The sequence below is a fragment of the Georgenia ruanii genome (assembly GCF_009193175.1).
GTDB classification, from domain to species: Bacteria; Actinomycetota; Actinomycetes; order Actinomycetales; family Actinomycetaceae; genus Georgenia; species Georgenia ruanii.
Genome location: NZ_VUKE01000025.1, coordinates 1 through 24,442 on the forward strand (window position 1 = coordinate 1; position 24,442 = coordinate 24,442).

A 24,442-nucleotide genomic window follows, 5' to 3' on the forward strand; every position below is an offset into this window, starting at 1 on the left:
CATCGTTCGACTTGCATGTGTTAAGCACGCCGCCAGCGTTCGTCCTGAGCCAGGATCAAACTCTCCGTAAAAAAATGCTGCCAAACCCCCAAAAGAGGGCGACAAACCATACGAAGACAACCCCCCGGGCAAACCCGGACGGGTCAATCCATGGCATCACACCCCCACCCGACGAGGCAGGCAGAAGGCGCGTAACCAAAACAAAACAAAACCCGCGGACACCACCACACCAGACCCTCGGCCCGGCCAGCGACGCCCACGAATCCATATGGCATCAAAAACTTGGCACACTGTTGAGTTCTCAAAGAACAGACACACACCATCAGACCCGGAAACCACGTTCCCGACCCCTCCGGGGCAACCTCTCTATCTTAACCATTCGATTCCCGGCCGTCAAAACCCGGTGATGTGATCTCACCGGCGGTTAGGCCGCGATTCAGATGGTCCCTCGCACGACATTTACCGACGACGATGTCACCGGTGCATTGTTGTTGGAGGTTCTGCGTCTGGTGGAACCGGCCTCGAGCGCCTGTCGGCCTCTCGTCCGTGCCTCCCGTCCGGAGCAGCAGGAAGTACATTACGGGGCTCCGCAGGGGGCGTCAACTTCAGGTTTCACCGAGGTGGCCGACACGTGAACGCGCTCCTGACCTGCGGTTTTACACGCTCCGCGGTCCCGGTCGGCCCTCTTGACGGGCCTGGGAGCGGGCGAGACGCTCCGCACACGGCGACGCCCGGCGCGCCGGCTTGCGTCCGCACCGGGGTGCATGTCCGCGTCCCGTGCGTCGGCCGAACCGCGTCCCCGTTGATCCCCGGGCCGGCAGTACGCAACATGGCGGGTCGGGACCGTGGTCCCGACCCGCCATGTCAGTCGCCGATGCGAGCGGCCGCCCGCGGCTGTCAGCCTTGCGCGGCCACGCCGACCGCGAGGTGCCGGCGTCCCTTGCGGACCAGGGCGTAGCCCCCGTCGAGGAGGTCCTGGTCGGTGAGCACGCGGTCCTCGTCCTCGATCTTCTCGTTGTTGAGGTAGGCCCCACCGCTCGCGATGGTGCGGCGGGCCGCGGAACGTCCCTTCTCCAGGCCCGTGGACAGCAGGAGGTCGACGACGGTGGACTCCCCCACCGCCACCTCGCCGCGGGGCAGCTCGGCGACCGCGTCGCGCAGGGTCACGCCGTCCAGCTCGCGGAGGTCGTCCCGGCCGAACAGGGCCTGCGAGGCCCGCCGCACCCGCTCGGCTGCCCCCGGGCCGTGGACGAGGGCGGTGACGTCCTCGGCCAGCGCACGCTGCGCCTCGCGCGCCTGCGGGCGCTCGGCGACGGCCCGCTCGAGCGCTTCGAGCTCCTCCCTGGAGCGGAAGGTGAAGACCTTGAGGTAGTGCACGACGTCGGCGTCGGCGGTGTTGAGCCAGAACTGGTAGAAGGCGTACGGCGTGGTCAGCTCGGGATCGAGCCATACGGTGCCGGACTCGGTCTTGCCGAACTTGGTCCCGTCCGCCTTGGTGATGAGGGGCGTGGTGAGCGCGTGCACGACGGCCCCCTCCACCTTGCGGACCAGCTCGACGCCGGACAGCAGGTTGCCCCACTGGTCGTTGCCGCCGGTCTCGAGCACGCACCCGTAGCGGCGGTGGAGCTCCAGGTAGTCCATGCCCTGGAGGATCTGGTAGCTGAACTCGGTGAAGGAGATCCCGTCGTCGCTGGCCAGCCGGCGTGCCACCGTGTCCTTGGCGAGCATGGTCCCGAGCCGGAAGTGCTTGCCGACGTCCCGGAGGAAGTCGATCGCTGACAGCCCGGCGGTCCAGTCGAGGTTGTTGACCATCTGGGCGGCGTGGGGTCCGTCGAAGTCCAGCAGCGGCTCGATCTGTGCCCGGATGCGCTCGACCCACCCCGCGACGACGTCGCGCTCGTTGAGCGTGCGCTCGCCGGTCATCTTCGGGTCGCCGATGAGGCCCGTGGCCCCGCCGACGAGCGCCAGGGGCCGGTGGCCGGCCAGCTGCAGGCGCCGCACCGTCAGGATCTGGACAAGGTTCCCGATGTGCAGGCTCGGCGCCGTCGGGTCGAAACCGCAATAGAAGGTGACCGGACCCTCGGCCAGCACCGAGCGCAGCGCGTCGATGTCGGTTGACTGTGCCAGCAGCCCGCGCCACTGGAGCTCGTCGAGGATGTCAGTCACTCTTGTGCCTCTCGTCGTTCCGCCCGGGACCTGTCCCCGGACACGCCTACCAGTGTGCCGCGCCCGACGGCGAAGCCCCGCATCCGGGCCCCGGGAGCCGGGTCACGCCGCCGCCGAACCTCGGTCGGTCCGAGGCTCGCTGAGCTGCCCCACCCAGCGCGGGCTCGACCGGTTGCGGCGCGGGCGCCGGCCGCGTCATCGGCGGCGCGGCGCGGCCGGCCGGTACGTGGAGACGGTGGCCTCGCCGTCGATCCAGAAGCGCCACTGGTACCGGCCGGCGTCGCCGCCGGGTCCGGCCACGCCCACCCGCGGCCCGGTCCGCAGGCGCGCGGGGTCCACCGCGGCGCGCAGCTCCAGCTCGGCGCGGCCGCCGGGCGCGAGCACCAGGCCGCTGTCGGCGCCGGTCAGGCCCAGGCTCTGGGCCAGCCGCGCCGGTCCGCGGGCGAGGTCGCGGTCGGAGCGCGCGGCCCGGCGACGCACCCGGGCCAGGTCGTGCCCGGCGACCACCTCGGCGCCACGCAGCAGCACGGCGGACGCCTGTCCGGCGGGCCCGCACACGAGGTTGGCGCACCAGTGCATGCCGTAGGAGAAGTACACGTACAGCCGCCCGCCGACCTCGAACATCGGCGCGTTGCGGGTGGTGCGGCCCCGGAAGGCGTGCGAGCCGGGATCCAGCTCCCCGCTGTAGGCCTCGACCTCGGTGAGGCGGACGGAGACGACCCCGGCCGGGCCCCGGTCGCCGTGGCCCGCGGCGTCCGCGGGCCGCGCCGCGCGGCCCGGCCCGGCGTGCTCGCGGACCGTGAGCACCGACCCGAGCAGGCGCGGGGCGACGTCGAGGGCGGGGCGGCGCAGCAGCGCCGCCCAGTCCTCCCCGCGACCCCGGGGGGCGGCGACGAACCCGCCGTCGCCCCGGGCCTCCGCGCCGTCGGCCGCGCCGCTCACGCCGTCGTCGGCTCCTCCGCGTCGCGCGTCTCCTCGTCGGCGCCCTCCGCCCAGACGCGCAGGGTCCCCGCGCGGTCGGCGGCGCGGGCCAGCTGCTCGACGACCCGCACCGGCGCGGTGCCGCCGTGCCCGTCGCGCGAGGCGATCGAGCCTTCCACGGTGAGGACCTCCCGCACGGCCGGCGTGAGGTGCGAGCTGATGGCGGCGAGCTCGGCGTCGGTGAGGTCCCACAGCTCCTTGCCCTGGCCCTCGCACTCGCGCACGCACGCGCCGGCCACCTCGTGGGCCTCACGGAAGGGCACGCCCTGGCGCACGAGCCACTCCGCCACGTCGGTGGCCAGCGAGAAGCCCTGCGGCGCGAGCGCCGCCATCCGCTCCGTGTCGAAGGTCAGGGTTGCGACCATCCCGGCGACGGCGGGCAGCAGCAGCTCGAGGGTGTCCACGCCGTCGAAGACGGGCTCCTTGTCCTCCTGCAGGTCCCGGTTGTACGCCAGGGGCAGGCCCTTGAGGGTGGCCAGGAGGCCGGCGAGGTCGCCGATCAGCCGGCCGGCCTTGCCGCGGGCCAGCTCGGCGACGTCGGGGTTCTTCTTCTGCGGCATGATCGACGAGCCGGTGGAGTAGGCGTCGTCGAGGCGCACGAACCCGAACTCCTTGGTGGCCCAGACGATGACCTCCTCGCTCAGCCGCGAGAGGTCCACGCCCGTCATCGCCGCCACGAACGCGAACTCGGCGACGACGTCGCGCGCGGCGGTGCCGTCGATGGAGTTCTCCACCGCCGCGGCGAAGCCGAGGTCGGCGGCGACGGCGTCGGGGTCCAGGCCGAGCGAGGAGCCCGCGAGCGCCCCCGAGCCGTAGGGGGAGACGGCGGCGCGGACGTCCCAGTCCACCCAGCGCTGCACGTCGCGCAGCAGCGGCCAGGCGTGCGCGAGGAGGTGGTGGGCGAGCAGCACGGGCTGGGCGTGCTGCATGTGGGTGCGCCCGGGCATGACGGCGTCGGGGTGGGCGGCCGCCTGGGCGACGAGGGCGTCGACGACGTCGAGCACGCCTGCCGCCAGGTCCCGGGCGCTGTCGCGCAGGTACAGCCGCACGAGGGTCGCGATCTGGTCGTTGCGCGAGCGGCCGGCGCGCAGCTTGCCTCCCAGGTGCGCCCCGGCCCGCTCGATGAGCCCGCGCTCGAGGGCGGTGTGCACGTCCTCGTCGTCGGGCGCGGGGGCGAACGCGCCGGAGGCGACGTCGGCGTCGAGCCGGTCCAGGGCGTCGAGCATGCCGGCCAGCTCGGCGTCGTCGAGCAGGCCGGCACGGTGCAGCACCCGGGCGTGGGCGCGGGAGCCGGCGATGTCGTAGCGGGCCAGGCGCCAGTCGAAGGGGGTGGACTTGCTCAGGGCGGCCAGGGCGTCGGCCGGCCCGCCGGCGAAGCGCCCGCCCCACAGGCTGAGGTGCGCGGCGGGGGTGGGCTGGTCGGCGGAGGAGGTGTCCATGGGGCGATCTTGCCGTGCCCGGGCCGTGCGGCGCACACCCGTCCACGCCGCCGACGACGCTCGCGGCCGAGCTGTTCGCCTTTCCCGCGTCGGTGGGCCGTGAGACGGTGTGCCACGAGCACCGCCGCCCAGCCGAGCGAGGAGACATGCTGAGGGAGACCCCCGCACCGGAGCCGGTCCCCGCCGAGGCGCCCGCGCCGTCGTCCCCGCCGCTCGAGGTCGCCTCGGAGGTGGGGCGGCTGCGTCAGGTGATCGTCCACCGACCCGGCCGCGAGCTGCTGCGGCTGACCCCGCAGAACAAGGACGAGCTGCTCTTCGACGACCTGCTGTGGGTCCGCCGCGCCCAGGAGGAGCACGACGAGTTCACCGCGGCGCTGGCCGGGGTGGGGGCGGAGGTCCTCCACCTCAGCGATCTGCTGCGCGAGACCCTGGCGGTGCCCGAGGCGCGGGCCTACGTCGTCGACCACACCTTCGGCGGCCGCCTCTACGGGCCCAGCGCCGCGCCGGCGCTGCGGGAGATGGCGCAGGCGATGGACGACGCCGAGCTCGCCGAGGTGCTCCTGGGCGGGCTGACCAAGCGCGAGATGCTCGACCGCATCGCCGCACCCCGCTCGCTCGTGCTCCACGACCTCGCCCTCGACGCCCTCGTGCTGCCGCCGCTGCCGAACCACCTGTTCACCCGGGACACCTCCTCGTGGGTGTACGACGCCGTCGCCGTCCACCACATGCGGATGCCCGCCCGGGTGCGCGAGTCCGTCCACTACGAGGCGATCTACCGCTGGCACCCGAGGTTTGCCGGCCGTGCCCACCACCGCTGGTCGGCGCCGTTGGCCGACGCGCGCGCCACCGTCGAGGGCGGGGACGTGCTCGTGCTCGGGGGCGGCACCGTGCTCGTCGGCATGGGCGAGCGCACCACCCCGCAGGGGGTGGAGCTGCTCGCCGCCCGGCTGTTCGCGGCCGGGGCGGCGGACCGGGTCGTGGCGCTGACCATGCCCAAGGCGCGCGCGTTCATGCACCTCGACACGGTCATGACCATGGTCGACCAGCGCTCCTTCCTCAAGTACGCGGGCCTGGGCATGCTGCCGTCCTCCACGCTCACCCCCGGTCCCGACGGGCTGCGGGTGGTCCACCACGAGCCCGAGCACATGCACGCGGCCATCGCCGAGGCGATGGGCGTCACGGGCCTGCGCATCCTCACCCCCGAGCAGGACGCCCACGCCGCCGCCCGCGAGCAGTGGGGCGACGGGTGCAACGCCCTCGCCCTGTCCCCCGGCCTCGTCGTGACCTACGACCGCAACGCCACCGCGAACGCCTACCTGCGGGACATGGGCATCGAGGTCGTCGTCGTGCCGGGCGGGGAGCTCGGCCGCGGACGCGGCGGCCCGCACTGCATGAGCTGCCCTACGATCCGGGAGGGCATCTGACACCGAGGCGAACAGGGGTAGAAGGCGTGACCAGCGACCTGCACGGACGGAGCTTCCTCAAGGAGCTGGACTTCACGCCCGGGGAGTGGCGCTCGCTGCTCGACCTGGCGGCCGACCTCAAGGCGGCCAAGAAGGCCGGCCGGGAGGAGCGCCGCCTCGCCGGCCGCAACATCGCCCTGATCTTCGAGAAGACCTCCACCCGCACCCGCACCGCGTTCGAGGTCGCCGCCCACGACCAGGGCGCCCACGTGACCTACCTCGACCCGGCCGGCTCCCAGATCGGGCACAAGGAGTCCTTCAAGGACACGGCCCGGGTGCTGGGGCGCTTCTTCGACGGCATCGAGTACCGCGGCGCCCGCCAGGCCGACGTCGAGACCCTCGCCGCCCACGCCGGCGTGCCCGTCTTCAACGGCCTGACCGACGAGTGGCACCCCACCCAGATGCTCGCCGACCAGCTGACGATGCGCGAGCACGCCGCCGTCGACGGCCGGGCCAAGGCCGACGAGGAGATCGCCTTCGCCTACGTCGGCGACGCCCGGAACAACACCGCCCACTCGCTGCTGGTCGCCGGGGCCATGCTCGGCATGGACGTGCGCCTGGTCGCCCCGGCCGGGCTCCAGCCCGAGGCCGGCGTGGTCGCCCAGGCCCGCGAGGTGGCCGCCCGCACCGGCGCCCGCCTCACGGTCACCGACGACGTCGCCGCGGGCGTGCGGGGCGTGGACTTCGTCTACACCGACGTGTGGGTGTCCATGGGCGAGAAGAAGGAGGCGTGGGACGAGCGCATCGCGTTGCTGCGCGACTACCAGGTCAACGCCGACCTCCTGGCCGCCACGGGCAACCCGGACGTGAAGTTCATGCACTGCCTGCCGGCCTTCCACGACCTGGGCACCTCGCTGGGCCGGGACATCTACGCCCGCACCGGCCTGGACGCCCTCGAGGTCACCGACGAGGTATTCGAGTCCCCCGCCTCGATCGTCTTCGACCAGGCGGAGAACCGGATGCACACCATCAAGGCCGTGCTCGTCGCGACGCTGGCCGCGCCGGCGTCGTGACACCGCCCCGCCCGCCGGTGAGAGGCCATCTGCTCGGTGAGATGGGCGTCTCACCGAGCAGATGACCTCTCGCGCCCGGAGGCGCTACTCGGCGGCGAGGTCGCCGGTGCCGAGCTCGACGCCGTTGCCGAACTTGACGTCGCGGGCCGCGGCGAGCTTCGAGGTCATCCCGAAGATCTCGATGAAGCCCTTGGACTGGGACTGGTCATAGGCGTCGCCGGTGTCGTAGGTGGCCAGGTTGAAGTCGTACAGGCTCTGCTCGCTGCGCCGGCCGGTGACGGTCGCCCGCCCGCCGTGGAGCACCAGGCGGATGTCGCCGGAGACGTAGCGCTGGGTGTCGTCGATGAAGGCGTCGAGCGACTTCTTCAGCGGGGAGAACCACTGGCCGTCGTAGACGAGCTCGGTCCAGCGCTGGCCGATTCCGCGCTTGAAGCGGGCCTGCTCGCGCTCGAGGGTGACGTTCTCGAGCTCCTTGTGGGCGGCGATGAGCACCATGGCCCCCGGGGCCTCGTAGACCTCGCGGGACTTGATGCCCACCAGGCGGTCCTCGACGATGTCGATGCGGCCGATCCCCTGCGCGCCGGCGCGGCGGTTGAGCTCCTGGATCGCCTGCAGCGGGGTGACCTTCTGGCCGTCGATGGCGACCGGGACGCCCTGGGCGAAGGAGATGACGACCTCGTCCGGCGCCGGCGGGTAGGTGGGGTCGTCGGTGTAGTTGAAGACGTCCTTGGTCGGCGCGTTCCAGATGTCCTCGAGGAAGCCGGTCTCGATGGCCCGGCCCCAGACGTTCTGGTCGATGGAGAAGGGGTTGTGCTTGGTCGTGGCGATGGGCAGGTCGTGCTTGTTCGCGTACTCGATGGCGACGTCGCGGGTCAGGGCGAGGTCGCGCACCGGGGCGATGCAGCGCACGTCCGGCGCGAGGGAGGTGATGCCGACCTCGAAGCGGACCTGGTCGTTGCCCTTGCCGGTGCAGCCGTGGGCGACGGTGGTGGCGCCGAACTGCCGGGCGGCGCGCACGAGGTGCTTGACGATGACGGGGCGGGAGAGCGCCGAGACCAGCGGGTAGGCGTCCATGTACAGGGCGTTGGCGCGCAGCGCCGGCATGCAGTACTCCTCGGCGAACTCGTCGCGGGCGTCGGCCACATAGGCCTCGACCGCGCCGCAGTCCAGCGCCCGCTGACGGACGACCTCGAGGTCCTCCCCGCCCTGGCCGACGTCGACGGCCACGGCGATGACCTCCGCGCCGGTGCGCTCGCCGATCCAGCCGATCGCGACGGAGGTGTCCAGGCCGCCGGAGTAGGCCAGGACGACGCGGTCCTTCTTCGGCGATGTGGTGGACTCGGGCTGGGTCTGGGTGGCGGTCATGGGGTCTTCTCCTGGTGGTTCGGTCCCGCGCGGCTGGTGCCCGCGGGAGTGTCAGAGGGCGGCGGGCGTGGCGCCCGGGCCCGGAGGCTGGGGCCGCCCGCGCCCGGCGAGGGCGAGCAGGCGGGTGGTCAGCGCCTGGGCGGCCGCGGCGTCCCGGGCGATGACGAGGACGGTGTCGTCCCCGGCGATGCAGCCGAGCACGCCGGGCAGGACGGAGTGGTCGATGGCGGAGGCCAGCAGCTGGGCGGCGCCCGGCGGGGTGCGCAGCACCACCTGGTTCGCGGCGGTGTCCGCGGTGACGAGCACCTCGGCGCACCAGCGCTGCAGCCGCGCCGCGATCTGCTCCTGCTCGCTGACGGGCTGGGCGGTGCCGCCCTCCGGGGGCAGCGCGTAGACCTGCTCGCCGTCGACCCCGCGGACCTTCAGCGCGCGCAGCTCGTCCAGGTCGCGCGAGAGCGTGGCCTGGGTGGCCTGGATGCCGCGGGCGGCCAGCGCCTCGCGCAGCTCGGACTGCGAGCGCACCGGGGTGCGCTCGAGGATCTCGGCGATGACGGCGTGCCGGGCCGCCTTGGTGGCCGGCATCCGGCTGGTCGGCTCCCCCAGGTCCGCGCTCACGGCCGGGTCCCGGCGGCGTCGAGCGCGGCGGGCAGGGCGTCGAGGAAGGACTGCGCCTGCGCGGTGGTCAGCACCAGCGGCGGGGCCAGGCGCAGGGCGTCCGCGCGCACCGGGTTGACGATGAACCCGGCGTCGAGCAGCGCCGCGGCCACCTGCGCGGCCACCGGCTCGGTCAGCTCGGCGGCGATGAGCAGGCCCTCCCCGCGCACCCCGGCGAGGCGGGCGTGGCCGAGGCCGGCGAGCTTCTCGCGCAGCCAGGTGCCCAGCTCGGCCACGTGCGCGAGCAGGCCCTCGTCCTCGATGACGCCGATGACGGCGAGCGCGGCGGCGGCGGCCACCGGGTTGCCGCCGAAGGTGGTGCCGTGCTGGCCGGGGCCGAGCAGCGTGGCGGCGTGCTCGCCGAGGGCCACCGCGGCGCCGATGGGGAAGCCCCCGCCCAGGCCCTTGGCGAGGGTGACGACGTCGGGCACCACCCCGCCGCCGACGTGCGGCAGGTGGTGGGCCATCCACGTCCCGGTGCGGCCCATCCCGGACTGGATCTCGTCGAGGACGAGCAGGGCACCCGCGGCGCTGGTCAGCTCCCGGGCCCGGGCGAGGTAGCCCGGCGGCAGCGGGCGCACGCCGGCCTCGCCCTGGATCGGCTCGAGGAACACCGCGGCGACGTCGTCGCCCATCGCCGCCTCGAGGGCGGCGAGGTCGCCGAAGGGCACGAACTCCACCCCGCCGGGCAGCGGCTCGAACGGCTCGCGGTAGGCGGCCTTGTGGGTCAGGGCCAGCGCCCCCATGGTCCGGCCGTGGAAGGCGCCCTCCAGGGCCAGGACCCGCGGCCGGGCGGCGCCGCCGTGGCGGCGGGCCATCTTGAGCGCGGCCTCGTTGGCCTCGGTGCCGGAGTTGGCGAAGAAGACCCGCGAGCCGGCCGGCGCCCCGCCGGGGGTGACCAGCGCCAGGAGCTTCTCGGCCAGGCCGACCTGGGCCGGGGTGGCGAAGAAGTTCGACACGTGCCCCAGGGTGCCCAGCTGCTCGGTCACCGCGGCGACGTAGGCCGGGTGGGCGTGGCCCAGGGCGTTGACGGCGATGCCGCCGAGCAGGTCGAGGTAGCGCCGCCCGTCGGCGTCCCACACGTAGGCGCCCTCGCCGCGCACGAGCACCCGCTGCGGGGCGCCGAAGGTGTTCATCAGCGCCGCGCCGTAGCGCTGGGCCCAGCCCGGCCCGGTCGCGGCGGAGGTGGTGGTCGGTTCGGTCATGCCTGTCCCTCCTCGTCCGGGAGGACGAGCGTGCCCACCCCGGCATCGGTGAAGATCTCCAGCAGCATCGAGTGCTCCTGGCGCCCGTCGATGACGTGCGCCTGCGGCACGCCGCCGCGCACCGCGCGCAGGCACGCCTCCATCTTCGGCACCATCCCGGACTGCAGCGCGGGCAGCAGGGCCTCGAGCTCGCCGGCGCGCAGCTGGCTGATGAGCGAGGCGCGGTCCGGCCAGGCGGCGTAGAGGCCCTCGACGTCGGTGAGCACGACGAGCTTGGTCGCGCCGAGCGCGACCGCCAGCGCCGCGGCGGCGGTGTCGGCGTTGACGTTGAGCACCTGGCCGGGCTCGCCGGCGTCGACGGCGACGGTGGAGACCACAGGGATGCGGCCGGCGGCGAGCAGGTCCTCGACCGCCTGGGGGTCGACGGCGACGACGTCGCCCACGAGGCCGACGTCGACCGGCTCGCCGTCCACGAGCGCGGGGCGCCGCTCGGCGACCAGCAGCTGACCGTCCTCGCCCGACAGGCCGACGGCGTGGGCGTCCTCGGCGTTGAGCAGGCTGACGAGCTCGCGCTGGACCTGCCCGGTGAGCACCATGCGCACCACGTCCATGACCTCGGGGGTGGTCACCCGCAGCCCGCCGCGGAACTCCGAGACGAGCCCGAGGCGGTCGAGCAGCTGGTTGATCTGCGGCCCGCCGCCGTGGACGACGACCGGGTGCAGGCCCACCTGGTGCAGGAACAGCACGTCCTGGGCGAAGGCGCGCTTGAGGCGGTCGTCGACCATGGCGTTGCCGCCGTACTTGATCACGACGCGGGCGCCGGAGAAGCGCCGCAGCCAGGGCAGCGCCTGGATGAGGACCTCGGCCTTCTGGAAGGCGAAGAGGTCCCGCTCGGTGTCGAGGTCCTCGGAGGGACCGGGGCTGAAGGTGGTGTGCTCGCTCATGTGGAGTACGCGCTGTTCTCGTGGACGTAGTCGTGCGTGAGGTCGTTGGTCCAGACGGTGGCCGCGGCGTCGCCGGCGTGCAGGTCGACGTCCACGCGCACCTCGCGGCCGGCGGCGAGGTCGACCAGGGCGCGGTCCTCCCCCACCCCGCCGGCGCGGCAGACGAGCACCCCGTTGATCGCCACGTCCACGGCGTCGGCGTCGAATGGGGCGACCTCGACCGGCACGGTGCCCACCGCGGAGAGCACCCGGCCCCAGTTGGGGTCGTTGCCGAACACGGCGGCCTTGAACAGGTTGGACCGGGTCACCGCCCGGGCGACGGCCACCGCGGCGGCCTCGGTGGTGGCGCCGCGGACGGTGACGGCGATGTCGTGGCTGGCGCCCTCGGCGTCGGCCACCAGGGCCCGGGCGAGCGTGGCGCAGGCGGCGGTGACCGCCTCGCCGAGCTCGGCGGCACCGACGCGCTCGCCGGAGGCGCCCGAGGCGAGCAGCACCACGGTGTCGTTGGTGGACATGCACCCGTCGGAGTCGACCCGGTCGAACGTCACGGCGGTGGCCGCGCGCAGCGCGGCGTCGGCGTCGGCGGCGGCGACGACCGCGTCGGTGGTGAGCACGCACAGCATGGTGGCCAGGCCGGGGGCGAGCATGCCGGCCCCCTTCGCCATGCCGCCGACCCGCCAGGCGCCGCGCTCGACGACGACCTCCTTGGGCACGGTGTCGGTGGTCATGATCGCCGTCGCCGCGGCGGGCCCGCCGTCGGGGGCGAGCGCGAGCGCGGCGGCGTCGACCCCGGCGAGCAGGGCCGGCAGGTCCAGCCGCTCGCCGATCAGGCCGGTGGAGCAGACGAGGACGTCCCCGGCGGAGAGGTCGAGGGCGCAGGCGACGTGCTCGGCGGTGCGGTGGGCGTCGGCGAAGCCCTCCGGGCCGGTGCAGGCGTTGGCGCCGCCGGAGTTGAGGACGACGGCGCGAGCGACGCCGTCGCCGACCGCGGTCCTCGACCACAGCACCGGGGCGGCCACCACCCGGTTGGAGGTGAAGACGCCGGCGGCGACGTGCTCGGGCCCGTCGTTGACCACGAGGGCGAGGTCGGGCTTGCCGGACGCCTTGAGCCCGGCGGTGACGCCGGCGGCGCGGAAGCCCCGGGGTGCGGTGACGCTCACGGGGCGACCCCCACGGTGGACAGGCCCGCGGTCTCGGGCAGGCCGAGGGCGAGGTTCATGGACTGCACCGCTGCGCCGGCGGTGCCCTTGACGAGGTTGTCGATGGCGCACAGGGCGACGACGCGACCGGCCCGCTCGTCCACCGCCACCTGGACCAGGGCGGTGTTGGCGCCGGTGACCATCGCGGTGGTCGGCCAGGTGCCCTCGGGCAGCAGGTGCACGAAGGGCTCGTCGGCGTAGTACTGCTCCCAGGCGGCGCGCACGGTGGCGGGCATGATGCCGGCGGTCAGCGGCGCCGTCACCGTGGCGAGGATGCCGCGCGAGACCGGGGCCAGGACCGGGGTGAAGGACAGCCGCACCCGCCCGGCGCCGGCGGCGCGCAGGTTCTGCTCGATCTCGGGCACGTGCCGGTGGGTGCCGCCGACGGCGTAGGGGGCCAGGGAGCCGAGCGCCTCGGCGGCGAGCAGGTGGGTCGTGGCGGCCTTGCCGGCGCCGGAGTAGCCCACGGCCAGCACGGCGACGACGTCGGCCGGGTCCACCACGCCGGTGGCCACGCCGGGCTGGAGGGCCAGGGTGACGGCGGTGACGTTGCAGCCGGGCACCGCGACGCGGCGGGCGCCGCGCAGCTGGTCGCGCTGGCGGGCGCCCTGGTCGGCGAGGATGAGCTCGGGCAGGCCGTAGGGCCAGGTGCCGGCGTGGGCGGTGCCGTAGAACCGCTCCCAGTCGGCGGCGTCGGCCAGCCGGTGGTCCGCGCCGCAGTCGAGGACCAGGGCGTCGGAGCCGGCGTCGGCGAGCGCGGCGGCGATCTCGCCGGAGCGCCCGTGGGGCAGCGCGAGGACGACGACGTCGTGGCCGGCCAGGGTGGCCGCGTCGGTGGGCGCGAGCACGCGGTCGGCCAGGGGCAGCAGGTGGGGGTGCGCCTCGCCGAGGCGCTGGCCCGCGTTGCTGTGCGCGGTCACCGCGCCGATCTCGATCTCCGGGTGGCCCAGCAGGAGGCGCAGCACCTCGCCACCGGCGTAGCCGGAGGCGCCGGCCACCGCTGCAGTGAATGTCACCTGCATAACGATACAGGGTCATGCATGGTCGGTCGTGTGCGTCTCGCCATGTGACGGCGCCGCCACCCGCTGTGCCGCCGGTCACGGTGTTGCGGCATCCTGGGCGCATGCGCGCCATCCACGCCACCGAAGCCGGTGGCCCCGAGGTCCTGTCCGTCGTCGACATGCCCGAGCCCCACGCCCGGCCCGGCGAGCTGGTCGTCCGGCTCGCCGCCGCCGGGGTGAACTTCCGCGACACCTACGAGCGCTCGGGCGTCTACCCCATGCCGTTCCCGCACGTCCCGGGTGCCGAGGGCGCCGGCACGGTGACCGCGGTCGGCGAGGGGGTGACCGACGTCGCGGTCGGGGACCGGGTGGCGTGGGCCGACGCGCGCGCGTCGTACGCGGAGCAGGTCCTGGTGCCGGCGGCGGCGGCGCTGCCGGTCCCCGACGGGCTGGACCTGGAGACCGCCGCGGCGCTGCCGCTGCAGGGCATGACGGCGCACTACCTCGTCGCCTCGACGTTCCCCCTCGGCCCCGGCCAGACCGCGCTGCTGACCGCCGCGGCCGGCGGCGTCGGGCTGCTGCTCACCCAGATGGCCACCGCCCGCGGCGCCCGCGTCATCGGCCTGGTGGGCAGCCGGGAGAAGGAGGTGCTGGCCCGCGAGGCCGGGGCCGCGGAGGTCGTGCGCTACACCGAGCTCGACGACCTCACCGCCGAGCTGCCCGGGATCGTGCGCGAGCTGACCGGCGGCGCCGGCGTCGACGTGGCGTACGACGGCGTGGGCCGCACCACCTTCGACGCCTCGCTGGCCTCGCTGCGCCGTCGCGGCATGCTCGTGCTCTTCGGCGGCGCGAGCGGGCAGGTGCCGCCGTTCGACCTCCAGCGGCTCAACAGCGTCGGGTCGGCGTTCGTCACCCGGCCCAAGCTGGCCGACTACGTGGCGGACCGGGAGGAGCTGTTGTGGCGGGCCGGGGAGGTGTTCGGCGCGGCGGTCGCGGGGCGCCTGACGGTGCGCGTGGGCGCGCGGTTCCCGCTGGCCGAGGCGCGCCAGGCGCACGAGGCGCTCGAGGGCCGGGGCACCACCGGCAAGGTGCTGCTCGTCCCCTGACCGCTCGGGCACGCATCAGCGCAGGAGGAGGGGGCGCTCGGCCGGGGCGTGAGCGAGCAGCTCGCCGGCGACCTCGCGGGCCCAGGCCCGGATCGTGTCCCACTCGCGGTAGTCGCCCTCGGCGGCGCTGCCCAGCCGGGTCACCGCCCGCTCCCGCAGCCCCAGCGCCCCGGGGTCCAGCCGCCCCTTGAAGGCCGCGTACCCCGACGGCTCGATGCCGCGCACGAGCGCCGACGCCCGCGCCGGGTCGGGCACCTCTCCCCCGGCCGCCACCCCGGCCAGCCCGGAGGAGAAGACCCACACCGGCAGCCGGCGCAGCACGTCGGCGTGGCGGGCCACGAGGGCGCGCATCGACTCCATCCACTGCGTCATGTACACGGCCGAGCCGAGCACGACCGCGTCGACGCCGGCGAAGGTGCGCACCTCCGCGGGGCTCACGCGCCGGACCTGCAGCCCCGCGGCGCGCAGCTCGGCGACGATGGCGTCGCCGATCTCGGCGGTGGCGCGGTGCTTGGACGCGACGACGACGAGGACTCTCATCCCTCCACTGTGCGGCCCGGCCGCGGGGCGAAAGGGGGACCTATGTCCTCGCGTCGGGCCAGTCGGTCACCCGCAGCCGCCGGGCCTCCCCCAGCTCGCCGAGGGAGGCCCGGAAGCGCAGCGAGGCCGGGGTGTCGGTGCCGGCGCGCAGGTACCGGCCGGACAGGTCGTCCAGGCCCCCGCGGGCGATGACGACGGCGAGCTCGACGACGTCGGCCACGTCCGTCCACTTGGTGCGCCCGGCGTGGGCGCGCATGGAGCGGGTCATGTCGGTGACGACGACGCCGGGGGCCAGCTCGAAGGTGCGCAGCCCGCGCACGTAGCCGGCCTCGTGCATGCTGCCGCCGAGGCGGAACAGGGCGGTCTTGGCCACGTTGTAGGCGCTGGCGTCGGCGTTGTCGCGCGTGCCGGCCCCGGAGCTGAGGTCGATGACCCGCCCGCCGCCGCGCGCGAGCATGCCGGGCACCACGGCGCGGGCCAGCAGGAACGGGCCGCGCACGTTGGTCTCCACCACCGACCACCACTGCTCGGCGTCGGCCTCCCACAGCGGCACCTCGGCGTCGATGCGCCCGGCGTTGTTGACCAGCAGGTCGATCGGGCCCAGGCCGGCCGCGGCCGTCTCGACCGCCGCGGTGACCGCGGCGGGGTCGGTGACGTCCGCGGCCACGGCCACGGCGCGCCGGCCGAGGCCGCGGATCTCCGCCGCGGTCGCGGCCAGCCTCTCCGCGTCGCGGGCCAGCACCGCCACGTCGAGCCCGGCCCGGGCGAGCCCGACGGCCAGGGCCCGCCCGATCCCGCGGGAGGCGCCGGTGACCAGGGCGGTGCGGGCGGGCGGGACGACGGGGTCGACCGGCCCCTGCCGCCCGCCCGGCACCGGGGTGGACATCAGCTGCGCAGGACGGCGCCGACCCGCTGGCCGGCGACCTTGACGATCCGGGTGCGCACGGCGGCGGTCTCCTCCGCCGTGAGCGTGTGGTCGGCGGCGCGCAGGCGCAGCGCGAAGGCCAGGGACTTCTTGCCCGCGCCCAGCTGCTCGCCGGTGAAGACGTCGAAGAGGCGGACCTCCTCGGCCAGCTCGCCGGCGCCCTCTCGGACCGCGGCGAGCACCTCCCCCGCGGGCACGGCGGCGTCGACGACCAGCGCCACGTCCTCCTTGGCCGGCGGGAAGGTCGAGACGGGGGCGACCTGCAGCGGCTCGTCCGGGCTCGCGGCGAGCACCGCGTCGAGGTCGACCTCGAAGGCGACCGTGCGGGCGGGCAGCTCGAGCGCCTCGCACGCCGTGGGGTGCAGCTCGCCGGCGTGGCCGACGACCCGCTCCCCGTCGCCGGGCAGCACCAGCTCGGCGCACCGCCCGGGGTGCCACGGCTCCTGGGCACCGGCGCGCACGCCCAGGTCCACCCCGACCGTGCGGGCGACCACCCGGGCGGCCTCGACGGCGTCGGCCCAGTCGGCGGGACGGCCCGGGCCCCACACGCCGTCGGGCACCCGCGGGCCGGCCAGGACGCCGGCGACGTGGCGCGGCTGGGCCGGGACCGCGGCGCGCAGGGCGGCGAGCTCCGCGTCGGTCGGGCGCCGGTCCACGCCCGGTCCCTGCCCGGCCACCAGCCCGTCGGGCCGGGTGACCAGGCCGATCTCGAAGACGCCCAGCTCGGCGGCGCCGCGGCTGACGTTGCGCCGGGCGGTGTCCAGCAGGGTGTCGAGCAGGGAGGTGCGCAGCGCCGGGGCGTCGTCGGCCAGCGGGTTGACCAGCCGCAACGCGCGGCGGCGCGGGTCCTCGGCCGGCAGGCCCATCTTGTCGTGGACGTCGCCGATGAAGGGGTAGGACAGCACCTGGGTCAGGCCGTGCTCGGCGAGCGCCCGGGCCACGTCGCGGCGCTGGCGCTGGGCGGTGGTCAGGCCGTGCCCGGCCGGGGCGGTGGGCAGGACGGAGGGGATCTCGTCGTAGCCGGCCAGGCGGGCCACCTCCTCGACCAGGTGGGCCGGCCCGACGAGGTCGGGACGCCAGGTGGGCGGGGTGACGGCGAGGGCGGCGGTGGCGTCGTCGGCGCCGTCGTCGTCGGCGGTGGTGGCCGGGTCGGCGGCCGGGGCGACGGCGCAGCCGATCTGGCGCAGGAGGTCGAGGACCTGCTCGCGCGGGTAGGCCACGCCGACCAGGCGGGTGGCCTCGGCCGGGTCGAAGACGATCGGCGCGGGCGCCGTGGTGGTGTCCAGGTCCGAGACGGCCGGGTCCGCCGTGCCGCCGCCGTGCGCGACGAGCAGGTCGACCACCCGCTGGGCGGCGACGGCCTGCAGGGCGGTGTCCACCCCGCGCTCGAAGCGCTTGGCGGCCTCGGTGGGCAGCTTGTGGCGCCGGGCGGTGCGGGCGACGGAGACGGGGTCGAAGTGGGCGGCCTCGATCAGGACGTCGGTGGTCGTGGCGGAGACCTCGGTGTCGGCCCCGCCCATGACGCCGGCCAGGCCGAGCACGCGGGCGCCGCGGGCGCCGCCGGGCGAGTCGGTGATGAGGAGGTCCTCGGGGTCGAGGCGGCGCTCGGCGTCGTCGAGGGTGGTCAGCGTCTCCCCGGCGACGGCCCGGCGCACGACGATCGGGCCGGCCACCTTGGCCAGGTCGTAGGCGTGCAGCGGCTGGCCGAGGTCGAGCATGACGTAGTTCGTCACGTCCACGGCGAGGGAGATCGGCCGCATGCCGGCCTGGACGAGCCGCTCCTGCAGCCACTCCGGCGACGGGGCGGCCGGGTCGACGCCGCGCACGACGCGGGTGACGAACCGGTCGCAGCCGGGGACGCGGTTGAGCGGGGCGGCGTCGTCGACCTCGACGGGGAAGCCGTCCGGCGTCGCCGCCGGCACGCCCCCGCCCGGGAGGTTCTCTGGCAGGCCGGGGTCGGTGAACGCGGCGCCGGTGGCGTGGGAGTACTCCCGGGCCACGCCGCGCATGGCGAAGCAGTAGCCCCGGTCGGGGGTGACGTTGATCTCGAGGACCTCGGTGCCCAGGCCGAGCAGGCCGAGGGCGTCGGTGCCGGGCGCGGGGACCGCGTCGGCGCCGAGCATCCGCTCGAGGACGATGATCCCGGAGTGGTCCTCGCCGATGCCGAGCTCGCGGGCCGAGCAGATCATGCCGTCGGAGACGTGCCCGTAGGTCTTGCGCGAGGCGATGGGGAACGGCCCGGGCAGGACGGCGCCGGGCAGGGCGACGACGACGTGGTCGCCCTCGGCGAAGTTGTGCGCGCCGCAGATGATGCCGCGGCTGGGCAGGTGCGACGGCTCCTTCCCGGTGCCGGGGGCGTCGTTGTGCGCCCCGACGTCGACGCGGCAGTAGTTGATCGTCTTGCCGTTCTTCTGCTCCTCCTTGGCCACGGTGAGCACGCGGCCGACGACGAGCGGGCCGGTCACCTGCGGCGGGACGATGCGCTCCTCCTCCAGGCCGACCCGGACCAGGGCGGCGGCGAGGTCGGCGGCGGTGGTGCCGGCGGGCACCGCGGTGTGCTCGGCGAGCCAGGTCAGCGGGACGTACGGCATGTCAGTTGCCCCTTCCGGTGGTGCCGAACTGCTGGGAGAAACGGATGTCGCCCTCGACCATGTCGTGCATGTCGGCGATGCCGTGGCGCAGCATGAGGGTGCGCTCGACGCCCATGCCGAAGGCGAAGCCGGAGTAGACCTCGGGGTCGATCCCGGCGGCGATCAGGACGTTGGGGTTGACCATCCCGCACCCGCCCCACTCGATCCAGCCGGCCCCGCCCTTCTTCTGCGGGAACCACAGGTCCATCTCGGCGCTGGGCTCGGTGAAGGGGAAGAAGCTCGGCCGCAGCCGGGTGCGGGCCTCGGGCCCGAACATCGCCCGGGCGAAGTGGTCCAGGGTGCCCTTGAGGTGCGCCATGGTCAGGCCCTTGTCCACGGCGAGCCCCTCGACCTGGTGGAACACCGGGGTGTGGGTGGCGTCGAGGGCGTCGGTGCGGAAGACCTTGCCGGGGCAGGCGATGTAGATCGGCACGTCGCGGGTGAGCATGGTGCGCGCCTGCACCGGGGAGGTGTGGGTGCGCAGCACCAGGTGGCTCTGGCCCTCGACGTAGAAGGTGTCCTGCATCTGCCGGGCGGGGTGGTCCGGCCCGAAGTTCAGGGCGTCGAAGTTGAACCACTCGTGCTCGACCTCGGGGCCCTCGGCGATCTCCCAGCCCATGGCCACGAAGAAGTCGGAGATGTCCTCCATGAGGGTCTCCAGCGGGTGGCGGGCGCCGCACGGCTCGCGGTCGGTGGGCAGGGTGACGTCGACGGTCTCGGTGCGCAGCACCTCGGCGTCGCGCTCGGCCTCGAGCTCACCCTGGCGGGCGGCGATCGCCTTGGTCAGGCGCCCGCGGGCCTGGCCGACGAGCTTGCCGGCGGCGGCCTTGTCCTTCGGCTCGAGGCCGCCGATGGCGCGGTTGGCCAGGGCCAGGGGGCTGCGGTCGCCGGTGTGGGCGAGGCGGGCCTCCTTGAGGGCCTCGAGGGAGGACGCGGCGGCGACGGCGGCGAGGCCGGCGTCGAGCGCGGCGGTCACCGCCTGCTCGTCCAGCGGGGAGATCGGGGCAGAGTCAGCGGACATGCAAACCTTCCGGGCGGGTCGGGATCGGCAGGGCGGCACGCCTCGAAGGGGCCACACGCTGCCAGCGGGTCAGTCTAGTAACAGCGCCCGCCCGGGCAGGTCTCAGCGCGCGTGGACCGGGCCCTGGGCGGGCCCGGTAAATCGCCGGGAAACGGCGGTCACGACGCGGAGCACGCGGTCATCGTCTCACACGCGGCTCAGCCGGTCGGCTCGGCGGTGGTCGGACCGCCCTCCTGCGCCCCGCCGCCCTGGGCGGCATCGAGCTCCTCCGCCGGGGTCATCGGCTGGCCGCCCGGCTGCCGGCCCGCCTGCCCGGTGGCCGTGGACGCCTCCTGCCCCCGAGCCCGGGCGGTCTGCCACAGCCCGACGACGTTGCCCTCCGGGTCGCGGAAGTACGCGGCGAAGCCCATGTCGCCCACCGGCTGCCGACCGAGGACCGTCTGTCCGCCCAGCGCACCGATCGTCTCGAGGGCGGCGTCGATGTCCTCGACGTCCACGGTGACCACGGGCGAGGTGATCTCCCCCTGGCGCTGCATCATCCCGCCGCCGATGTAGCCCGGCTCGGTGGGCATCCCGCCGCCCTCGGGCGTGGGGCCGGTGGTGACCATGTGGTAGCTCAGCTCGGGCAGGTCCTGGATCTGCCAGCCGAAGGCCTCGCGGTAGAAGCGCCGGGCACGCTCGGCGTCGTCGAACGGGATCTCGAAGTGCACCACGCGTCCAGACATGACCTCTCCTCGCGTCGAGGGGCGTCGGTGCGGCGGTGCGCCCGCGGGCGCCGGGGCCGCGGTGCGCCCGGGCGGGCCAGCCTAGGGCAGGCGGGCGGGACGCGGAAGGGTCAGCCGCCGCCGAGGGGGAAGCGGTCGACCACCTCGTAGAGCGGGCCGCCGCTCCTCCCGGCCCCCGGCCGGGAGGAGACGAGGTCGGCGGTGCCGGCCGTCCATGGCGGCCCGGCGTACACCGAGAGCGCGTGGGCGCGGCCGGCCAGCTCGTCCGGCTCCGGACGGCGCGCGCTGAGCCGGGCCAGGGTGACGTGCGCGCGGTGCCGGTCGCGCCGCTCGACGCGGGCGAAGTGCTCACCGACGTCCTCGCAGGCGGACATGAGGGTGACGAGCCCGTCCGGCTCGCCGCGGCCGGGACCGGGCGGGGCCGCGTCGTCGGGGCGCTGCTGCTGCACCCCGATCCACAGGGTGCGCCGGGAGAAGACCCCGGCGCCGCGCAGCTGCAGCCGCAGCGGGGCGAAGCCGGCCAGCGCCCGGGCGAGCTCGCCGCGCAGCTCCGGCACCACCCCCTCGGGCACCTCGCCGTAGAAGGCCAGGGTGATGTGCCGCTGCTCGAGCGGCACCCAGCGCAGCGGGTGCGGGCCGGGGCGCCCCTCGTCCCCGAGAAGGGCGGCGGTGGCGAGGTCCAGGTGGCGCTGGACGTCGTCCGGCAGGGCGAGCGCGACGAAGAGCCTCATCGCCTCATCGTGGCACCGCGGCGCTCAGCAGACCCGGGGCTGGGCCGGGGCGGCGACGTCGGCGAGGTGGGCCAGCGCCGCGGCGAGGGCGGCCACGAGCTCCCCGGCCTCCTCGGCCCGCAGCCGCACGGTCGCGACGCACTCGTCCGCGCGCCACATGCTGAGCACGACCATCCCGGCGTCGTCGTGGGTGCTCACGCGCACCCCGCGCCCGCCGCCCCGCGGATCCTCGATCCAGCGGGCGTGCGACGCGAGCGGGACGACGCGCATGGCGCGGATGATCCTCCGCGGGCGGGCTGTCGTCAACGCCCCAGTAGTGACGTCCCTCACACCGTGCGGTACAGTTCGGCATGCGTATCTCAGACGTTCTTCGGCGCAAAGGCGCGACCGTGACCACCATCCGCGGCGACGCCACGGTCGCCGAGGTCGTCGAGCTGCTGGTGGTCCACCGCATCGGCGCGGTCGTCGTCTCCGACGACGGCGCCCGGGTGGACGGGATCGTCAGCGAGCGGGACATCGTCACCCGGCTGCACGGGCGCGGGGCCGCGCCGGGCGAGGTCCGCGTCCGGGACGTCATGAGCACCGACGTGATCACCTGCGGCCTGGAGGACGACCTCGAGGCCCTCGCCCGCACGATGACCGACCGGCGGGTGCGGCACCTGCCGGTGATCGCCGACGGGCGCCTGGCCGGCATCGTCAGCATCGGCGACGTCGTCAAGCAGCGGCTCGACGAGCTGCAGGACGAGCGCGACGAGCTGTTCAAGTACGTCCAGCAGGGCCGCCCGGCGACCTGACCCCGGCCGCCCGTGCCACGATCGGCGCATGGCCGGAGTCGTGTGCTGCGGGTTGATCACCCTCGACGTCACCCAGGTCGTCGACCGCCTGCCCGGCCCGGACGAGAAGGTCGTCGCCCGCTCCCTCGCGGTGGAGGTGGGCGGGCCCGCCGCGAACGCCGCCCGCACCGCCGCCGCCCTCGGCAGGGACGTCGCCCTGGTGACGGCGCTGGGTCCCGGGCCCGTCGCCGACCTCGTGCGCGCCCAGCTCGCGCCCGCCGGCGTGGGCGTGGTCGACGTCGCCACCGGCGCCGCGGGTCCGGCGCTGTCCACCGTGCTGGTCACCGCGGGCACCGGCGAGCGGGCGGTGGTCTCGACCAACGCCGTCGGGCGCCCCACCGCGCCGCCCCCGCCGGGCGTGCTCGACGGCGCGGGCGCGCTGCTCGTCGACGGCCACCTCCTGCCCGCCCAGGTGGCGCTGGCCGCGCAGGCCCGGGCGCGCGGCGTCGTCGTCCTGCTCGACGGCGGGTCGTGGAAGCCGGGGCTGGAGGAGCTGCTCGCGCACGTGGACCTCGCCGTGGTGTCCGCGGACTTCGTCGTGCCCGCCGGACTCGGCGGAACCGGGGACGTGCTGGCGGCGGCGGCCGGGCTCGGACCCGGCCTGGTCGCCCAGACCCACGGCGCGGGGCCGGTGGCGGTCCTGGACGAGGGCCGCCGGTACGCCCTCGACGTGCCGGCGGTGCCGGCGGGCGAGGTCGTCGACTCCCTCGGCGCGGGCGACGTCCTGCACGGGGCGGTCGCGGTTCACCTGGCCGGCGGGGCGTCGTGGCGCGATGCGCTGGCACGCGGGACAGAGGTGGCGAGCCGCTCGGTGCGCTTCGCCGGCGCGCTGGGCTGGGCGGCTAGCTGACCCCGGTGTGCCAGCGCACGACCACGTCGGCGCGCTCCCGCGTGGTGGCGATGAGCCGGGCGTTGCGCTCGTCCGAGCCCTCGGCGAACGCGCGGGCGGCCTCGGGGCTGCGCCCGTGGGCCACGTGGCGGGCGAGCAGGCGCGCGCGCCGGTCGCCGTCGTCGGCCTCGACGAACCAGGTCTCGTCGAGCAGGGCGCGCAGGCGGTGCCACGGCTCGTCCGCGAGCAGGAGGTAGTTGCCCTCGGTGAGCACCACCGGGGTGGTGGCCACGACGGGCACGGCGCTGCCGACGGGGTTCTCCAGGTGCCGGTCGAACAGCGGGGCGTACACCGTGGGCGAGTCCGGGCGCTGCACCCGGATGCGGCGCACCAGCGCCACGTACCCCTCGGCGTCGAAGGTGTCCGGCGCGCCCTTGCGGGCGGCCCGGCCGAGGCGCTCGAGCTCGGCCTGGGCGAGGTGGAAGCCGTCCATCCCGACGACGGCGCAATCGGTGCCGGCCGCGCGCAGGGCGGTGGCGAGCAGGTCGGCGACGGTGGACTTCCCGGCGCCCGGGGCGCCCACGAGGCCGATCAGCGCCCGGCCGCCCCGCGCCAGGCCGCCACGCTCGCGCACCGCCGCGACGCGCGCGAGCAGCGCCGCGAGGTCGTGGGGGGCGGCCTCGAGCGCGACCGGCTCAGCCACGCCCGTCCCCGCGGCGCTGCGCGCGGGCCGAGGCGTACAGGCACAGGGTCGCCGCGGTGGCCAGGTTCAGCGACTCGGCCAGGCCGTGGATGGGCACGCGCACGACGGCGTCGCAGGCGTCCCGCTCGGCCGGGGCGAGCCCGTGCGCCTCGTTGCCGAACACCCACACGGTGGGCGCGGCCAGGTCCGGGGCGAGCAGCTCCGTGGCGGCCAGGGCGTCGTCCCAGGTGGTGGCGGCGCCGATGGCCGCGGAGTGGGCACGGTCCTGCAGCTCGTCGAGGTCCCACTCCCCCGCGGCGTCGGCGGCGAGGACCGTGGGGGCGGCGCCGGCGGCGGCGCCACGGGCGCGCAGCTCCGCGAGCGTGGCGTCCAGCGGGGCGCCGGTGACGACGGGCAGGTGGAACAGCGACCCGGCGGTGGAGCGCACGACCTTGGGGTTGAGCGCCTCCACGCTGCCCGCGGTGAGCACGACGGCGTCGGCGCCGGCGGCGTCGGCGGCGCGGATGACGGTGCCCGCGTTGCCCGGGTCGGCGACCCCGGCCAGGACGGCCACGAGGCGGGGCGCGGCGCCCTCGACGGCGGCGAGGTCCTCGAGGGTGGCGGAGGTGGTGGCGCCGGCGGCGTCGAGGACGGCGAGGACGCCCTGGGCGTCCTCGCTCATCGCGTCCAGGACGTCGGCGGTGGCGGTGTGCAGGTGGAGCCGGGCGGCGCGGGCGGCGGCGACGATCTCCGGGTGCCGGTCGGCCGCGGCTGGGGTGAGGTAGACGTCGCGCACCTGGCGCGCGGCGTGGACGACGGCCTCGCGCACGCCCTGGGGGCCCTCGACGAGGAACTGCCCGTGCCGTCGACGCGCCGAGCGCCTGGACAGCCCGCCGACCCGTCGCACCCGCTCGGCGCGGGGGTTGGTCAGCTGGGCGTCCAGGCGCTCGGTCATGGGTGTTCCGCCGCTGGGGCGGACCTGAGTCCGGC

At 75.4% G+C, this 24,442-nt stretch carries 22 protein-coding genes, 1 rRNA gene and 1 pseudogene; 5 read left to right on the forward strand and 19 right to left on the reverse strand.

From position 1 onward, the window contains the following. From GD880_RS18340 to argH, 4 genes are all read right to left on the reverse strand, one after another. Positions 1 to 71: ribosomal RNA gene (locus GD880_RS18340) — 16S ribosomal RNA — on the reverse strand; the annotation flags it as partial. An 826-nt stretch (positions 72 to 897) separates the two neighbouring features. Beyond that, on the reverse strand, positions 898 to 2,166 hold the full coding sequence (gene tyrS / locus GD880_RS18345; RefSeq protein WP_152233059.1) for a tyrosine--tRNA ligase: 1,269 nt from the start codon (positions 2,164 to 2,166) through the stop codon (positions 898 to 900). Positions 2,167 to 2,361: 195 nt separating this feature from the next. Further along, complete coding sequence (locus GD880_RS18350; protein WP_405002764.1) at positions 2,362 to 3,021, reverse strand: DNA-3-methyladenine glycosylase; 660 nt, start codon at positions 3,019 to 3,021, stop codon at positions 2,362 to 2,364. Positions 3,022 to 3,104: 83 nt separating this feature from the next. Continuing rightward, positions 3,105 to 4,586 (reverse strand): argininosuccinate lyase, encoded by a 1,482-nt coding sequence (gene argH / locus GD880_RS18355; RefSeq protein ID WP_152233061.1) that lies wholly within the window; start codon positions 4,584 to 4,586, stop codon positions 3,105 to 3,107. Positions 4,587 to 4,732: 146 nt separating this feature from the next. Here argH and GD880_RS18360 point away from each other — a divergent pair, with 146 nt between their 5' ends. Next, positions 4,733 to 6,010 carry an arginine deiminase gene (locus GD880_RS18360; protein ID WP_152233062.1) on the forward strand — a complete coding sequence of 426 codons (1,278 nt, stop codon included), beginning with the start codon at positions 4,733 to 4,735 and terminating at the stop codon, positions 6,008 to 6,010. A gap of 26 nt (positions 6,011 to 6,036) precedes the next feature. Beyond that, positions 6,037 to 7,062 carry an ornithine carbamoyltransferase gene (argF, locus tag GD880_RS18365; RefSeq protein ID WP_152233063.1) on the forward strand — a complete coding sequence of 342 codons (1,026 nt, stop codon included), beginning with the start codon at positions 6,037 to 6,039 and terminating at the stop codon, positions 7,060 to 7,062. An 84-nt stretch (positions 7,063 to 7,146) separates the two neighbouring features. Here argF and GD880_RS18370 read toward each other — a convergent pair whose 3' ends face one another. Genes GD880_RS18370 through argC form a run of 6 tightly spaced genes read right to left on the reverse strand, consistent with a single transcriptional unit; the run spans position 7,147 to position 13,451 of the window. Then, positions 7,147 to 8,427, reverse strand: a complete 1,281-nt coding sequence (locus tag GD880_RS18370; protein WP_152233064.1) for an argininosuccinate synthase — start codon at positions 8,425 to 8,427, stop codon at positions 7,147 to 7,149. Positions 8,428 to 8,478: 51 nt separating this feature from the next. Further along, on the reverse strand, positions 8,479 to 9,009 hold the full coding sequence (locus tag GD880_RS18375) for an arginine repressor (protein ID WP_152233101.1): 531 nt from the start codon (positions 9,007 to 9,009) through the stop codon (positions 8,479 to 8,481). A 29-nt stretch (positions 9,010 to 9,038) separates the two neighbouring features. Continuing rightward, positions 9,039 to 10,286 carry an acetylornithine transaminase gene (locus GD880_RS18380; RefSeq protein ID WP_152233065.1) on the reverse strand — a complete coding sequence of 416 codons (1,248 nt, stop codon included), beginning with the start codon at positions 10,284 to 10,286 and terminating at the stop codon, positions 9,039 to 9,041. Next, positions 10,283 to 11,230, reverse strand: a complete 948-nt coding sequence (argB, locus tag GD880_RS18385; protein ID WP_152233066.1) for an acetylglutamate kinase — start codon at positions 11,228 to 11,230, stop codon at positions 10,283 to 10,285. The genes GD880_RS18380 and argB overlap by 4 nt, the downstream gene beginning before the upstream one ends. Further along, on the reverse strand, positions 11,227 to 12,390 hold the full coding sequence (gene argJ / locus GD880_RS18390; protein WP_152233067.1) for a bifunctional glutamate N-acetyltransferase/amino-acid acetyltransferase ArgJ: 1,164 nt from the start codon (positions 12,388 to 12,390) through the stop codon (positions 11,227 to 11,229). Before argJ ends, argB begins: the two co-directional genes overlap by 4 nt. Then, complete coding sequence (gene argC, locus GD880_RS18395; RefSeq protein WP_152233068.1) at positions 12,387 to 13,451, reverse strand: N-acetyl-gamma-glutamyl-phosphate reductase; 1,065 nt, start codon at positions 13,449 to 13,451, stop codon at positions 12,387 to 12,389. The genes argJ and argC overlap by 4 nt, the downstream gene beginning before the upstream one ends. 101 nt (positions 13,452 to 13,552) lie before the next feature. On the opposite strand from argC, the gene GD880_RS18400 reads away from it, so the two are divergent. Then, positions 13,553 to 14,536, forward strand: a complete 984-nt coding sequence (locus GD880_RS18400; RefSeq protein ID WP_152233069.1) for a quinone oxidoreductase family protein — start codon at positions 13,553 to 13,555, stop codon at positions 14,534 to 14,536. A 15-nt stretch (positions 14,537 to 14,551) separates the two neighbouring features. On the opposite strand, the gene GD880_RS18405 is transcribed toward GD880_RS18400, so the two are convergent. From GD880_RS18405 to GD880_RS18435, 7 genes and pseudogenes are all read right to left on the reverse strand, one after another. After that, the gene (locus GD880_RS18405; RefSeq protein WP_152233070.1) at positions 14,552 to 15,076 is read right to left on the reverse strand and encodes a flavodoxin domain-containing protein; all 525 of its coding nucleotides are present in this window, start codon (positions 15,074 to 15,076) and stop codon (positions 14,552 to 14,554) included. A gap of 40 nt (positions 15,077 to 15,116) precedes the next feature. Next, entirely contained in the window at positions 15,117 to 15,962 is an 846-nt protein-coding gene (locus GD880_RS18410) for an SDR family NAD(P)-dependent oxidoreductase (protein WP_152233071.1), read from the reverse strand. Next, the gene (gene pheT, locus GD880_RS18415; protein ID WP_152233072.1) at positions 15,962 to 18,592 is read right to left on the reverse strand and encodes a phenylalanine--tRNA ligase subunit beta; all 2,631 of its coding nucleotides are present in this window, start codon (positions 18,590 to 18,592) and stop codon (positions 15,962 to 15,964) included. The genes GD880_RS18410 and pheT overlap by 1 nt, the downstream gene beginning before the upstream one ends. A 1-nt stretch (position 18,593) precedes the next feature. Next, entirely contained in the window at positions 18,594 to 19,652 is a 1,059-nt protein-coding gene (gene pheS / locus GD880_RS18420; RefSeq protein WP_152233073.1) for a phenylalanine--tRNA ligase subunit alpha, read from the reverse strand. Positions 19,653 to 19,996: 344 nt separating this feature from the next. Further along, a pseudogene (locus GD880_RS18425) lies at positions 19,997 to 20,377 on the reverse strand (VOC family protein); the annotation flags it as partial. A gap of 110 nt (positions 20,378 to 20,487) precedes the next feature. Beyond that, complete coding sequence (locus GD880_RS18430) at positions 20,488 to 21,108, reverse strand: 2'-5' RNA ligase family protein (RefSeq protein WP_152233075.1); 621 nt, start codon at positions 21,106 to 21,108, stop codon at positions 20,488 to 20,490. 24 nt (positions 21,109 to 21,132) lie between these two features. Then, positions 21,133 to 21,378: a hypothetical protein gene (locus tag GD880_RS18435; RefSeq protein ID WP_152233076.1), complete on the reverse strand. Its 246-nt coding sequence runs from the start codon at positions 21,376 to 21,378 to the stop codon at positions 21,133 to 21,135. A gap of 119 nt (positions 21,379 to 21,497) precedes the next feature. Here GD880_RS18435 and GD880_RS18440 point away from each other — a divergent pair, with 119 nt between their 5' ends. Both GD880_RS18440 and GD880_RS18445 read left to right on the forward strand, forming a co-directional pair. Next, positions 21,498 to 21,902 carry a CBS domain-containing protein gene (locus tag GD880_RS18440; protein ID WP_319593277.1) on the forward strand — a complete coding sequence of 135 codons (405 nt, stop codon included), beginning with the start codon at positions 21,498 to 21,500 and terminating at the stop codon, positions 21,900 to 21,902. Positions 21,903 to 21,930: 28 nt separating this feature from the next. After that, positions 21,931 to 22,791, forward strand: a complete 861-nt coding sequence (locus GD880_RS18445; protein WP_152233078.1) for a PfkB family carbohydrate kinase — start codon at positions 21,931 to 21,933, stop codon at positions 22,789 to 22,791. Here GD880_RS18445 and GD880_RS18450 read toward each other — a convergent pair. Together GD880_RS18450 and GD880_RS18455 are read right to left on the reverse strand one after the other, a co-directional pair. Continuing rightward, the gene (locus GD880_RS18450) at positions 22,784 to 23,473 is read right to left on the reverse strand and encodes a nucleoside/nucleotide kinase family protein (protein ID WP_226909812.1); all 690 of its coding nucleotides are present in this window, start codon (positions 23,471 to 23,473) and stop codon (positions 22,784 to 22,786) included. The genes GD880_RS18445 and GD880_RS18450 overlap by 8 nt on opposite strands. Further along, on the reverse strand, positions 23,466 to 24,407 hold the full coding sequence (locus GD880_RS18455) for a TrmH family RNA methyltransferase (protein WP_152233079.1): 942 nt from the start codon (positions 24,405 to 24,407) through the stop codon (positions 23,466 to 23,468). Before GD880_RS18455 ends, GD880_RS18450 begins: the two co-directional genes overlap by 8 nt. Positions 24,408 to 24,442 lie beyond the last annotated feature (35 nt).